Origin of the sequence: Mycobacterium montefiorense (assembly GCF_003112775.1) — a bacterium.
Classification (GTDB): Bacteria; Actinomycetota; Actinomycetes; order Mycobacteriales; family Mycobacteriaceae; genus Mycobacterium; species Mycobacterium montefiorense.
In genome coordinates, this window is the sequence record NZ_BFCH01000018.1 from 778,321 (window position 1) to 792,487 (window position 14,167).

At 64.8% G+C, this 14,167-nt stretch carries 11 protein-coding genes and 1 riboswitch; all 11 genes read left to right on the forward strand.

Annotation, left to right across the window (positions count from 1 at the left end; genetic code table 11):
• Positions 1–32 precede the first annotated feature (32 nt).
• The 11 genes from eccD (at position 33) to DB708_RS16120 (ending at position 14,146) form a co-directional block, all read left to right on the forward strand.
• Positions 33–1,544 (forward strand): type VII secretion integral membrane protein EccD, encoded by a 1,512-nt coding sequence (gene eccD, locus DB708_RS16070; protein WP_108923435.1) that lies wholly within the window; start codon positions 33–35, stop codon positions 1,542–1,544.
• Positions 1,522–3,405 carry a type VII secretion-associated serine protease mycosin gene (locus DB708_RS16075; protein ID WP_108923436.1) on the forward strand — a complete coding sequence of 628 codons (1,884 nt, stop codon included), beginning with the start codon at positions 1,522–1,524 and terminating at the stop codon, positions 3,403–3,405. Before eccD ends, DB708_RS16075 begins: the two co-directional genes overlap by 23 nt.
• A gap of 19 nt (positions 3,406–3,424) precedes the next feature.
• Positions 3,425–4,621: a type VII secretion protein EccE gene (gene eccE / locus DB708_RS16080; protein WP_108923437.1), complete on the forward strand. Its 1,197-nt coding sequence runs from the start codon at positions 3,425–3,427 to the stop codon at positions 4,619–4,621.
• Entirely contained in the window at positions 4,618–6,450 is a 1,833-nt protein-coding gene (gene eccA / locus DB708_RS16085; RefSeq protein ID WP_108923438.1) for a type VII secretion AAA-ATPase EccA, read from the forward strand. Before eccE ends, eccA begins: the two co-directional genes overlap by 4 nt.
• A 120-nt stretch (positions 6,451–6,570) precedes the next feature.
• A riboswitch (M-box (ykoK) riboswitch) is annotated at positions 6,571–6,748 on the forward strand.
• A 353-nt stretch (positions 6,749–7,101) separates the two neighbouring features.
• Complete coding sequence (locus DB708_RS16090; protein WP_272889502.1) at positions 7,102–8,298, forward strand: PPE family protein; 1,197 nt, start codon at positions 7,102–7,104, stop codon at positions 8,296–8,298.
• Between the two features lie 21 nt (positions 8,299–8,319).
• A complete protein-coding gene (locus DB708_RS16095; protein ID WP_272889503.1) occupies positions 8,320–9,513 on the forward strand; it encodes a PPE family protein in 1,194 nt (397 codons plus the stop codon).
• A 6-nt stretch (positions 9,514–9,519) separates the two neighbouring features.
• Positions 9,520–9,846 carry a DUF732 domain-containing protein gene (locus DB708_RS16100; RefSeq protein WP_108923439.1) on the forward strand — a complete coding sequence of 109 codons (327 nt, stop codon included), beginning with the start codon at positions 9,520–9,522 and terminating at the stop codon, positions 9,844–9,846.
• Between the two features lie 960 nt (positions 9,847–10,806).
• Positions 10,807–12,054, forward strand: coding sequence for a PPE family protein (locus DB708_RS16105; RefSeq protein ID WP_108923440.1), 1,248 nt, complete (start codon positions 10,807–10,809; stop codon positions 12,052–12,054).
• Between the two features lie 58 nt (positions 12,055–12,112).
• The gene (locus DB708_RS16110) at positions 12,113–12,412 is read left to right on the forward strand and encodes a PE family protein (protein WP_108923441.1); all 300 of its coding nucleotides are present in this window, start codon (positions 12,113–12,115) and stop codon (positions 12,410–12,412) included.
• Between the two features lie 22 nt (positions 12,413–12,434).
• On the forward strand, positions 12,435–13,832 hold the full coding sequence (locus DB708_RS16115) for a PPE family protein (protein ID WP_108923442.1): 1,398 nt from the start codon (positions 12,435–12,437) through the stop codon (positions 13,830–13,832).
• A complete protein-coding gene (locus DB708_RS16120) occupies positions 13,829–14,146 on the forward strand; it encodes a DUF732 domain-containing protein (protein ID WP_108923444.1) in 318 nt (105 codons plus the stop codon). The genes DB708_RS16115 and DB708_RS16120 overlap by 4 nt, the downstream gene beginning before the upstream one ends.
• Positions 14,147–14,167: the final 21 nt, after the last annotated feature.

Consider the following 14,167-nt stretch of genomic DNA (forward strand, 5'->3'; position numbering starts at 1 on the left):
GACACATTCACCATGACAGGGGGTGCGGCCCGATGACTGCGGTAGCTGACGCGCCACAGGCTGATCTTGAGGGAATTTCACAGCCGCGGGCAGTCGTAGTTGGCATCATGGCCGGCGAGGGTGTCCAGATTGGCGTTCTGTTGGACGCCAACGCCCCGGTGTCGGTGATGACCGACCCGCTACTGAAGGTGGTCAACAGCCGGCTGCGTGAGCTCGGCGAGACTCCGCTGGAGGCGACGGGTCGCGGTAAGTGGGCGTTGTGCCTGGTCGACGGGTCGCCGTTGCGGGCTACCCAATCGCTGACCGAGCAGGACGTCCTCGACGGTGACCGCTTATGGATCCGGTTCGTTGCCGACACCGAAAAGCGTTCGCAGGTGGTCGAGCACATTTCCACCGCGGTGTCGCAGAACCTCAGCAAGCGCTTCGCCGCGATCGACCCCGTCGTCGCAGTGCAGGTCGGCGCCTCGATGGTGGCCGCCGGCGTGGTCGTCGCATCGGTGTTGCTGGGCTGGTGGCGCTGGCATCACAACTCGTGGCTGACATCGATCTACGCGGCGGTCATCGCCACGATCGTGCTGGGCATTTCGACGATGCTGCTGATGCGTGCTCAAACGCAGGCCGATCGGCGCGTCGCCGATCTGATGCTGGTGAGCAGCCTTGCGCCGTTGGCGATCGCCGCCGCCGGGGCACCGCCCGGCGGTGTCGGGTCACCCCAAGCGGTGCTGGGCTTCGGTGTCCTCACCATTTCCTCGATACTTGCCCTTCGATTCACTGGACGCAGGTTAGCCCTGTACACCGCGCTGATCACTGTCGGTTCGGCGGCGACGATTGCGGCCCTGGCGCGGATGGTCGCGTTGACCAGCGCGGTGACGATGCTGACGACCGTCGTACTGGTCTGCGTGATGGGTTACCAGTGCGCGCCGGCCATGTCGCGTCGCTTGTCCGGCATCCGGTTGCCGGTCTTCCCGTCAGCCACCAGCCGCTGGGTGTTTGAGGCCCGGCCCGATCTGCCCACCACCGTGGTGCGCGGTGCCGGCGGGCCGCCGGTGCTGGAAGGCCCCGCTTCGGTGCGCGACGTGCTGTTGCAGGCCGAACGTGCCCGGTCGTTCCTATCGGGCCTGCTGGTCGGTTTCGGCGTGTTGATGGTGGTCTCGTTGGCGGGACTGTCAGATCCGCACACCGGGCAACGTTGGCTGCCGCTGCTACTGGCCGGCTTCAGCGCTGGGTTCCTGATGCTTCGCGGCCGCTCATACGTGGATCGCTTGCAAGCGATCACGTTGGCCGGCACGTCCGTGTTGATCGTCGGGACGGTAGTGGTGCGGTATGCGCTCGAGTTGCAGTCGCCACTCTCGGTGTCTGTCTGCGTGGGAATCTTGGTGCTGCTGCCGGCGGCGGGCCTGGTGTCCGCGGCCGTCGTGCCGAACAGCATCTACAGCCCGCTGTTCCGCAAGTTTGTGGAATGGATTGAGTACGTCTGCCTGATGCCCATCTTCCCGCTGGCATTGTGGTTGATGAATGTCTATGCAGCGATCCGGTACCGGTAACGGCAAGGTGTGGCGTAATCGCGCATCGAGTGCGGCTATCGCCGCACTCTTGCTGACGTCGGGTTCACTAGCCGGCTTACCGCCCGCCTACGCGATATCGCCGCCGACGATCGATCCGGCGGCGGTACCGCCGGACGGTCCGCCGGGGCCACCGGCACCGATGAAGCAGAACTCGTACTGCACCGAAGTCGGGGTGCTGCCCGGCACCGATTTCAAGCTGCAGCCGAAGTACATGGAAATGCTGAATCTGCAGGAGGCATGGCAGTTCGGCCGCGGCGCCGGGATCAAGGTCGCCGTCATCGACACCGGTGTGAGTCCGCACCCCAGGTTTCCGCATCTGATTCCCGGCGGGGACTACATCATGGGCGGCGACGGGCTGTCCGACTGCGACGCCCACGGCACCATCGTGGCATCGATGATCGGCGCGGCACCGGCGAACGGCGCGCCACCGCCACCGGTGGCGGGACCGCGCAAGCCGGTGACTATTCCCACCACCGAGCCACCGCCGAAAGCGCCGCCGCCCCAGACCGTGACCCTGTCACCGTTACCCCAGACCGTGACGATGGTTCCGGCCACGCCGCCATCCGAGGAAGGCCCGCCGCCGCCATGGGCACCGCAGCCACCACCACCGCCGCCACCGGCCGCACCGGCGCCGGCATCACCCTCACAGGCTCCGCCGGCTCAGGGACCACCACCGCCACCCGCGCCAGCTGCGCCGCCGGCCCCCGGAGCCGCTAACCACGGCGGCGGCACCGTGACGATCCCGAGCTACTCCGGTGGCGCACAGACGGTACAGGTCGGCAATCCGCGCCCGCTGGCGCCGACGCCGACACCCGCACCGCCTCCTGCACCACCAGCGCCGCCTGGGCGCACAGGGCCCGATGCCTACAGCGGCATTGCCCCCGACGTCGACATCATCGCGATTCGCCAGTCCAGCCAGGCCTTCGGCCTCAAGGACGCCTACACCGGCGATGAGGACCCGCAGACCTCGGCCAAGATCTCCGGCGTCGAGACGATGGCACGCGCAATCGTGCACGCCGCCAACATGGGCGCCTCGGTGATCAACATCTCCGACGTGACCTGCATGAGTGCACGCAACGTCATCGACCAGCGTGCACTGGGAGCGGCAGTCCGGTATGCGGCGGTCGACAGGAACGCCGTGATCGTGGCTGCGGCCGGCGACACCAGCAAGAAGGACTGCAAGCAGAACCCGATCTTCGATCCGTTGAAGCCCAAAGACCCGCGCGATTGGAACGCCGTCACCACGGTGGTGACGCCCTCCTGGTTCAGCGACTACGTCTTGACCGTCGGTGCGGTGGATTCGGAGGGGCACGCGCAGACCCAGGGCAGTCAAGGGCAGGGTCCGTCGAGCGTCGCCGGTCCGTGGGTCGGGATCGCCGCTCCTGGAAGCGACGTCATTGGGCTGTCGCCCCGCGACGACGGCCTGATCAACGCGATTGACGGGCCGGACAACTCGTTGCTGGTCCCCAGCGGCACCAGCTTCTCGGCCGCGATCGTGTCCGGGGTGGCGGCACTCGTTCGTGCCAAGTACCCACAGCTGTCCGCATACCAAGTGATCAACCGGTTGGAGCGCTCCGCACGGGCACCTGCCCGCGGCATCGACAACCAGCTCGGTTACGGCGTCGTCGACCCGGTAGCAGCACTGACCTGGGACATTCCCGACGGGCCGCTGAAGCCGCCACAGCAACTGTCGATACCGTTGAACGTGCCCAAACCGCCCGCGCACCGCGACATGCTGCCGGTGTGGGTGGCGGCCGGGGGATTGACCGGGGCACTCCTGATAGGCGGCGCAGTATTTGGTATCGCGACGTTGATGAAGCGCCGCAAGCAGCAACAATAAGGGCGGAGCAGCAAAAGCAATGAAGGCTCAGCGCAGGTTCGGATTGTCTTTGTCGTGGGCGCGAGTCACGGTGGTGTTCCTGGTCGTCGTCGCGATCCTGTTGGTCGCCAGTCACTGCCCCGACTCTTGGCAGGGCACCCACCACATCGCTTGGTGGGTGGGGGTCGGCATCTCGGCCATCATCACGCTGCTGTCGCTGGTCACCCATCACGGCCTCACCGTGACTTCCGGTTTGGCCGGATGGCTGTGGGACTGGTCCGCCGACCCAGGCACCACGCTGGCCGCAGGGTGCACCCCCGCGCTTGACTACCAGCGCCGATTCGGGCGCGACAAGGTCGGTGTGCGCGAGTATGACGGTCGCCTGGTCACCGTGATCGCGCTGGATGGCGATGACGACGCAGCAGCGCGGCACCGCCAGCGCAGTGCACCGCCGGCCAGCATCCTGGTCCGCTCAGTCGCCACCGGGCTACGCCAGTTCGACGTCCATCTCGACGGCATCGACATCGTTTCGGTGCAGATGCGCCGCGGCGGCAATGCCGCCGAGTTGTCCAAGCTCGACAAGTTGGGTCCCGAAGAGTGGGGGCTGGTCAGCGAGCAGCCCGCCTCCTACGTACGCCGCACCTGGCTGGTGCTGCGGATGAACCCGCAGTCCAACGTCGCCGCGGTCGCGGCTCGCGATTCGCTGGCTTCCACGCTGGTCGCGGCCACCGAGCGGCTGGTCCAGGATCTCGAAGCACCGGGGTGTGCGCCCCGGCCGTTGACCTCCGAGGAAATCGCCGAGGTGGACAGCGCTGTGCTCGCAGACCTGGAGCCGACCTGGAGCCGGCCGGGCTGGCGCTATCTCAAGCACTTCAACGGTTTCGCGACCAGCTTCTGGTTGACGCCGTCGGACATCACCACCGAGACGCTCGAGGAGCTGTGGCTGCCCGACGCCGAGGCGACGGTGGTGACTATCCAGCTCACCGCTGACGACGGTCGACCCGAGGTGTCAGGCTGGGTTCGCTATCACAGCGACAGCCGGTTGCCCAGGGGAGTGTCGTCCGGACTCAACCGGCTTACCGGCCGCCAGCTGGCCGCGGTGCGTGCCAGCCTGCCTGCTCCGACGACGCGTCCGTTGCTGGTCGTACCCACCCGGGGGCTGCTCGAGGACGATGATCTAGTGCTTCAGGTAGGCCAGGTGCGGGAGGACGCTGAGCGCTTGCTCGCGGATCAATGAGCCGCCCGCAATCAGTGGCGGAGGACGCCCGTAACGCGATGATCGCCGGTCTGTTGGCGTCGGGGATCTCCGTCAATGGACTGCAGCCCAGCCACAACCCGCAGGTGGCGCTGCGAATGTTCACCACGGCCAGCGCGCTCGACCCGGCGATGTGCGACGCGTGGCTGGCGCGATTGCTGGCGGGCGACCAAAGCGTCGAGGTGCTGGCCGGAGCCTGGACGGCGGTCGCCACGTTTGGGTGGGAAATCCGTCGGCTCGGCGTCACGGAATTGCAGTTTCACCCCGACGTCTCTGATGGTTTGTTTCTGAAGCTGGCAGTCATCAGCGTCGAGTCGCTCACGTGTGCCTACGCCGCGGTACTCGCCGAGGCGAAGCGCTACGAAGAAGCCGCCAAATTGCTCGATCGAGTCGAACCTCGCCAACCCATCGATGAAGAGCTCATCGCTTACGTGCGAGGCATTGTCTACTTTCGCACCGGACGATGGCCGGACGTGCTCACCCAATTCCCCGAGGGGAAGATCTGGCGCAACCCGGAGCTGAAGGCCGCCGGTGCGGCCATGGCAACCACGGCGCTGGCGTCGCTCGGGGTCTTCGAAGAGGCGGTACGGCGCAGCCAGGACGCGATCGAAGCAGATCGGGTGCCGGGCGCGGCCAATGTCGCCTTGTATACCCAGGGCATGTGCCTGCGGCACCTCGGTCGCGAAGAAGAGGCCATTGAGGTTCTGCGCCGGGTCTATTCGCGAGATCCGAAGTTCACTCCAGCTCGCGAAGCCCTGGACAATCCCAACTACCAGTTGGTGCTGACCGACCCGGAAACCATCGAGGCGCGAACGGACCCGTGGGATCCGAACAGCGCTCCGACTCGGGCCGAGACGGAGGCCGCTCGCCACGCTGAGGAGGCCGCAAGATACCTGGCCGAGGGCGATGCGGAGCTCAACGCGATGTTGGGCATGGAAAAGGCCAAACGGGAAATCAAACTCATCAAGTCCACGACAAAGGTGAATCTGGCCCGCGCCAAGATGGGATTGCCCGTGCCGGTGACCTCCCGTCACACCTTGCTGCTGGGCCCGCCTGGAACCGGAAAGACCTCGGTGGCACGCGCTTTCAGCAAGCAGCTGTGCGGACTAACGGTGCTGCGCAAGCCGCTCGTGGTGGAGACCAGCCGCACCAAGCTGCTGGGCCGCTACATGGCCGACGCGGAGAAGAACACCGAGGAGATGCTCGAGGGCGCCCTGGGTGCGGCGGTGTTCTTCGACGAGATGCACACCTTGCACGAAAAGGGATATCAAACGGGCGACCCGTACGGGAACGCGATCATCAACACCTTGCTGTTGTACATGGAGAATCATCGCGACGAGCTGGTGGTTTTCGGTGCCGGTTACGCCAAAGCCATGGATAAGATGCTCGAGGTGAATCAGGGTCTGCGACGGCGCTTTTCGACCGTGATCGAGTTCTTCAGCTACACGCCCGATGAGCTGGTCGCGCTGACCCGATTGATGGGCCAGGAGAACGAAGACGTCATCACCGAAGAATGCGCTCACGCCCTCTTGCCGTCTTACACCAAGTTCTACCTCGACGAGAACTATTCGGACGACGGGGATCTGATTCGCGGCATCGATACGCTCGGCAATGCCGGCTTCGTGCGAAATGTGGTGGAGAAAGCCCGCGACCATCGGAGTTTCCGTCTCGACGATGAGGACCTCGACGCGGTACTGGCCAGCGACATTACCGAATTCAGCGAGCTTCAACTGCTCCGATTCAAGGAGCTGAGCGGTGAAGACTTGCTTGAGGGTCTCAGTGCGGCAGTCGCCGAGAAGAAGTCGGACTAGCGTTCTCCCGCTCAGCAGTCGTAGTGCGGCCGACGGCATGCGCGTGGCTGCGGAGTGAATTGTTGCAAACGCCTCGCAGCTAACTTGACTCGTCCTGTGTTGAATACCACGATGGCCTGTGCAGCACCTCGTTAGGTGAGGCTTCCATTACGGATATAGGCCACTGACCTCAAACGTCGAAAGACGCCCAGGGTCAGGACAGCTCTTCCCGGATTAAGGGTTGAGCCCAAGTGGCTTCTGGCTTTGGGTCGGCCAGATACGCAGTGTGGTGCCGAAGCTCTGATGAGAGGGGTGCCGGATCCGGCGATTCAGCCGGATGTCCTCACCTCTTCGTGCAGAATGAAGGCATCTTGGTGTGCCCTGGCGTTGAGGAGGTGAGAGCGAAATTAGTCCCGGTGATAGTCCCAATTCTCGATCGATGATGTTTCGTTCGAGCCGATGCTGGCGCCGCTTTTGCCTAGCGGCCGCACCGAGCCAACCATACCCACGTTGCGGAATCGGTGTATGTCCTAGCTAATGTCGCGCCGCCGGCTCACCCTTTCCAAAAGGAGAACTCCGATGACCTTTGTCAACGTGGTGACCAATGCCGGTTCGCATGTGGCCACCGAGGCAGCCGACGCAGCCGTGACCTGTTAGCGCCGAGGGGGAATCATGCTGGATTTTGCGGCGTTACCGCCGGAAGTTAACTCGACCAGAATGTATTCTGGTCCGGGGTCTGCGCCGCTGTTGGCGGCGGCCACTGCGTGGAGCACGTTGGGCGCTGAAATGCGTTCTGCGGCAACTGCTTACGACGCGGTGCTGAGGGAGTTGATCAGTGCGGGCTGGTATGGTCCGTCGTCGGCGTCGATGCTGGCGGCGGCGGCTCCGTATCTTACGTGGCTGAATACCACTGCGGGGCAGGCCGAGCAGACCGGCATGCAGGCCAGTGCGGCGGCGACGGCTTTTGAAGCCGCATATGCGATGACGGTGCCCCCGCCGGTTGTTGCGGCCAACCGCACGCTGTTGCTGAATTTGGTGGCCTCCAACATTGTTGGGCAGAACTCCCCGGCGATCGCGGCGACTGACGCCGAGTACGCCGAGATGTGGGCTCAGGATGCTTCGGCGATGACCGGCTATAGCAGTGCCTCGAGCTCTGCGGCGCAGATAACGCCGTTCACCTCGCCGCAGTCCAACACCACACCTGACGGGGTAGCCGGACAAAACGAGGCAGTCAATCAGGCGGTGAATTCGGCGGCCGGCAACGCGCAGTCGCTGATGTCCGGTGACACGTTCTCTGCCCTCGATGTGGATCCTGCTGCCGCGCCCCAGGGGTCGATTATTGATTACTGGACGGGCTTCTTCGATGGGACCAACAACACGGCCTTGGGAAACTTCCTCAACAGTAACTTCTTCGCCAACTCGATCCTCAACGGCACGATTGCCGGCGGACCGTTCAACCCGCAAACCATCATTGGAACGGCAATCGGCGCTATGGGCACGCGTGCCACGGTGCTATCGGGCCTGGGGGACTTCGCCCTGAACGCGGACGGTCCCGGGTTCGCCGCCCTGGCATCCAGCACGGTCCCGTCGGCGGGTCTGACGTCGGCAACTGCTGGGGTGGGCAATGCGCATTTGGTGGGTTCGATGTCGGTGCCGCAGAGCTGGAGTAACGCGGCCAACATCAGTGCCGGTCAGGGGCCGGCCCCAGTCACTGGCCTCAGTGATATCGGGTCCTCCGGGGCACCGGCGGCGGGCGGGCCTGGCGGTGTGGCAGGGCCACTGGGTGGGACCGGTAAGAGGCTGCGCCGCGCGATTCCCCGGTATGGGTTTCGGCCGGTCGTTATGCCACGTCCGCCGGCTGCTGGATAACAGACTTCAGGAGGAGATGTCATGCTGAATTTTGGGGCGTTACCGCCAGAAGTCAACTCGGCCAAGATGTATATCGGTGCGGGATCGGGGTCGATGCTGGCCGCGGCTGCTGCCTGGAATGCGATAGCTACTGAGATGCGTTCGGCGGCAACTACTTACGAGTCAGTGATCAAGTCCTTGGTCAGTGAGGGCTGGCTGGGCCCGGCGTCGGCGAGGATGGCGGCCGCGCTCGAACCGTATCTGGCGTGGATGAGCACCACCGCCGCCCAGGCGGAGCAGGCCGGTGCTGGGGCTAACGCCGCCGCGGCCGCGTACGAGGCCGCGTTTGCTGCGACGGTGCCTCCGCCGCTCGTCACGGCCAATCGCACCCTGCTGGCGAATCTGGTGTCGAGCAACATCATTGGCCAAAATTCCGGCGCGATCGCGGCCACCGAGGCCCAATACGGCGAGATGTGGGCTCAAGATGCCTCGGCGATGACCACCTACACCGCCTCCTCGCGCGCAGCGACCCAAATGACGCCGTTTAGCCAACCGCAATCCGACACCACCCCGGACGGAGCGGAGCAGCAAGCCGACGCAGTTGCCCAGGCATTTGGCGGCGATCCGACCTCGCTTGCCGCCGCGGCAGGGGACAACATATTTACGCCCGGCTCGGGTTCCGACACCACCGGCCTCTCCGGGTTTCTGAACATGTTGAGCAATTCCAACCAGAATCTGCTGGGGGCCTTCCTCAACAACAACAGCGTGTCCGGCCTGTCAAACGCCTTCACCACCAACGGCATTCTGAACCCGACGACCTTCGTCGATTCACAGGTGGCGCTCAACGGCCTCAGTGCCATAGGTGCGACCACGTCAGGATTGGAGGATCTGGCTGCCGGCCTGGGTAGTGCCGGGCTGGCCTCATCGACGAGCCTGACCGGCGCGGCAGCCACCGCGGCAGTCGGACAGGCCAGCCTGGTGGGGGCCTTGTCGGTGCCGCCGACCTGGGCCGGTACCGGAGCAACCGTGTCCACCGTTGCGGCGACGACTCAGGTCGGCGCTGGGGCGTACCACAGCTTTGGTGCGGCCACCCCGATGGTGATGGAAGAGGCCGGAGCAGTGGGCATGCCCGGAGTGCCGCTGGCGGGCATTCCCGGTTCGCACGAGGACGAGTTCGCCGACCCGATCTACGGGTTCCGCCCCCGCGTCATCGGACGCCCGCCCGCCGCCGGTTAATCACAGATGAGAGTCCTATCGCTACTGACCGGCACCGTCGTCATGGTCGGCTTGGCCGCTCCTGCTCACGCCGATCCGGGTGACGACGCGTTCCTCGCTGCGCTTACGCAGGCAGGGATCAGCTATCAAAACCCGGACCGCGCGATCAAGGCGGGCCAAAAAGTGTGCGACCTGGCCAACTCCGGGACGTCACAGCTCGACATCATCCGGGACATTCGAGACCTCAACCCGGCATTCTCGATGGCCAAGGCCGCCAAGTTCGCCCAAGCCGCCGCCAACGCCTACTGCCCCGAACTCCTCGACACCAGTAGCGATACCGGGGGCGGCAACTAACAGCGGATGCCAGCCGATGGATGGTCGCTATAACCGGATAGCTAGCGGCGTTTGTTTCTCGATGTCACCGTACGGACAACGGGGCGGTCACACTACTCGACATGAGGGCGGCAGACTTACTTGACGACGCCATCTCACAGCAAACCTCAATAAACCTCGTAGCAGTTTTATATGTTTACGCTAGGTGAAATTTAGGGGAGCTCAGTGTGACCATTGACGATCAATTGGGTACCTGCGTTGTCGCGCCCGGGCGCCTCCGCGGCGGCCACGCACCCTCCCGATACCGGCGATGCGCTTGCCGCAGCGACCTTTTGGAGCGGCGGCAAGTCACGGCGGACGGGCCGAGAATTCGAACCGTGGGCCACGCGATTGCGTGGTAAATCGCGCCAACGCGGCGGCGGCGATGAACGAAAAATCCGTACTGGAAAATGCGGAAAATAATGGAAACATCGCCAATCATTGAGCCGAACAGTTTATGTCGTCGGGTGAAATTTGCACCCTTGCAATTCGATAGCAGGAAAAGTTGCAGATGCAATTGTGGATATTCGCCTGCATTGGCGGTTAACGCAATCAAGGCCCCGCGCTATAATACCGCGACATTCGTCAGTTGATAAATTCATCAGGAACTCTTAGAAGCGTCGCTGTGCTCCAGGATAATACCGATTCAACAGGTAGTATCGCCCCTATGATGTTAGCTGCAACGCCGTTCTGTGTCACACCCGGGCGTCGCATTAATACGAAATTATCCCACAATTATTGCCATATACATGATCCGATCTGAAACCCGGGGCCGGGTGGGAACCCTGAGAAATTCTTAACCCCGAGAGCCCGTGCTGACCGTCGTTAAACACGTGCCAAGCGGCCCGATTCGATGTATTTCATTAGAGCTGCGGCGAGTTTGCGGCCAGGGGTGCGAAACCGCGCCTACCATGGCGCCCAAAGGAGGGATCGGAGGTAGAAATGTTGGACTTCGGGGCGCTACCACCAGAGATCAACTCCGGTCGAATGTACGTCGGTGCGGGATCGGGGCCTTTGCTGGCCGCCGCTGCGGCCTGGGATTCGCTGGGAGCCGAACTGCATTCCTATGCGTCGGCCTACCTCTCGAGGATCCAGGGCCTGACCGTCGGATCATGGTCAGGTCCGGCGTCCATCTCGATGAGCGCCGCGGTCGCGCCGTTTGTGGCGTGGGCGACGGCATCCGGAGTGCAGGCGGAGCAGGCGGCCATGCAGGCCAGGCTCGCTGGGGCCGCCTACGAGACCGCGTTCGCTGCGACGGTGCCCCCGCCGGTGATCGCGGCCAACCGCAGCCTGGTGATGACGCTGATCGCCACCAACATTCTCGGACAGAACACCGCGGCGATCGCGGCCGCCGAAGCGGACTACGCCGAGATGTGGGCCCAGGACGCCGTAGCGATGTATGCGTACGCCGGCTCGTCGGCAGCAGCCACCGAGCTGACGCCGTTCACCGAGCCGCCGCAGACCACCGACCCGTCGGGGGTGGCCAGACAGGCCGCAACTGTTGCGGAAGCCGCTGCGACGTCAGATATCCAATCGGAGCTGTCTACGCTGATCAACGAGACGCCCGCATTGCTGCAATCCCTGGCAGCCGCGCCTTCGGCGACGGCAACACCGGCGTCGATCATCGACGATATCTACCCCCTCACGGTTAATCTCCGGTCCATTTTCAGCGCTATCACGGGCGCTTACAGCCCCATCGGGGCGATCATCCTGCCCGGTGGTTGGTGGCTGTTGTCCCTTCAGGCGCTTGGTCTGGCACAAAACGGGCCGGGCGTTGCGGAATTGCTCGGCGGCGGAAAGGACATCGTCGGAGGGCTGTCGCCGCTGGCGCCGCTGCGCGGCGGCTACATCTCCTGGGTGACACCGGACGTCGGCGGGGCGGTGTCGGGGTCGATGGGCCGCTCGACCCTGGTCGGATCGTTGTCGGTCCCGCAGGGCTGGGCGTCGGCCGCCCCCGTGATGAAGACGGTCGCATCGCTGCTGCCGGGAACAAGTTCGGTGGCGCTGCCGGCGATTCCCGCAACGACACAAGGCTCGTTGTTCGGCGAAATGGCCATGGCGAGTCTGGCCGGTCGCGCCCTGGCGGGCGCCGGTGTGCGCACGATCAGCAATGGCACCACGGGGGCCTCCGCCGCGGCGGCCGAGGGCGTCGCCACCACGGCCACCATCATCGTGGTCCCGGCGGATTGAGGGGTTTCGACGTGGCACCTGAGACGGGATTAATCCAACGGAACGCGGGGGACAAGCTATGTCTTTTGTGACTGCACAGCCGGAGATGTTGGCGGCTGTGGCCGGCGACTTGCAGGGCATCGGCGGGTCGATGAGCGCGGAGAACGCCGCCGCGGCCGCCCCGACGACGGGCGTAATCCCGGCCGCCGCGGATGAGGTTTCGGCCTTGACCGCTGCGCAGTTCGCGGCGCACGCCCAGATGTACCAAGCGGTCAGCGCCCAGGCGGCGGTGATTCACCAGATGTTCGTCAGCACTTTGGCGAGCAGTGCCGGGTCGTACGCGGCCACTGAAGCAGCCAACGCGGCAGCCACCGGCTAAGCCTGTATTGAGAGGTACGGCAATGAGTTTCGCGTTCCAACCACCAGAAATCACCTCGGGTGAGATGTACATGGGTCCGGGGGCAGGGCCGCTGCTGGCCGCCGCGGCCGCGTGGGATGCGTTGGCAGCTGAACTGCAGTCCACGGCGTCCTCCTACGGTGCGATCGTCGACGGGCTGGTCAACGATGCGTGGACCGGCCCGTCGTCAGTGGCCATGGCCGCCGCGGCCGCGCCCTTCGTGACGTGGATGACGGCTACCTCGGCGCAGGCCAAGACAGCGGCCGTTCAAGCCATGGCCGCGGTGAGCGCGTATGAGACCACTTTCGCGGCGGTGGTGCCACCGACGGAGATCGCGACCAACCGCGCCGAGCTCGCAATGTTGTTGGTAACCAATACTTTCGGGCAGAACACGGCCGCGATCGCGGCCACCGAGGGCGAGTACGGCGAGATGTGGGCGCAGGACGCCGCCGCGATGTTCAGCTACGCGAGCGCGTCGGCGGCCGCCACCCGACTGACGCCATTCACCGAGCCGCCGCAGACCACGGATGCCACTGGGCTGGCCCGCCAGGCAGCCGCGGCAGGCGAGGCCGACGCTGCCGCTGTGGCCGCGGACGCATTGCCGAGTGCTGCGGCGGCCAGCTCCCCGTACGACTTCATCTCGCAGCTACTGGAGGCGCTCGGCAACGGTGCCCGCAATTACATGAACTTCTGGGACCAGGTGCTCAATGGCCTGACCGGTTCACCAGTCGCCGGGGCAACATGGCAGAACACTTTCGGGATTCTTGCCGACATCGGCCGGTTCAGCACGGTCGCCAACGACAGCATGAGCCCAATCAACCTCGGCATGACCGAGTTCAAGCTGTTCTGGAAGCCTCCGGTTGAGGGGCTCGACATCCCGAAGTCTGCCTTGGGCGCCGGGCTCGGCATGCGGCCGGCCGCCGCCGTCGGATTCACCAGTCCGGTATCGGCGGGCGTCGGCGAGGCAAACGTGGTGGGCAGACTATCGGTGCCACCGACCTGGGCGTCGGCGACCCCGGCAATCCGGATGGTCAGCACGGCGCTGCCGGCCACCAGCCTGGCCGCGGCCCCCGCGTCCGGGATCCCGGGAAGCCTCCTTGGTCCGATGGCACTGGGCAGCCTGACCGGCGGGGCGCTAGGTGCGGCGTCGCCGCCAATCTTCGGCGGCGGCGCCCGCGTCAGAGCCAGCGGCGGGAAGTGTGGTGAGCCTGTCAAACTCGACGATGTCATCGCGAAGCTGCAGAAGGAACCGGAAGCCGTGCAGCACTGGAACGTCGACAAGGCGGGGCTCGACGCGCTGCTCGACCAATTGACCAAAAAACCCGGTATTCATACAGTGCACGTCTCCCGGGGAGAAACGCCGAAGGTGACCTTGCCCGACGTCCAGCTTCCCAGCACATGAAACTGCTGCCGACGCTGGTAGTCGTAATTGGCGCGATCGGTCTCGCGACGCCCGCGCACGCCGAGCCGGAGGGCGACGATTCGCTATTTCTGGCCAGGCTCGGCGATGCCGGCATCACCTACAGCAGTCCCAGCCAAGTCATCGCGTCCGCCAAAGCGGTGTGCGGGATGATGGGCAGGGGCGAGACGGGTCTGCAGGTTGTCAGTGACATCAAGGACCAGAACCCGGGGATGACGTTGGATGCCGCGGCCAAATTCGCGGCGCTCGCATCGGATGCGTACTGCCCCCACCACCTGACACCCAAAGCCGGTTAACCTGAGTCTCGCCAAACGTCC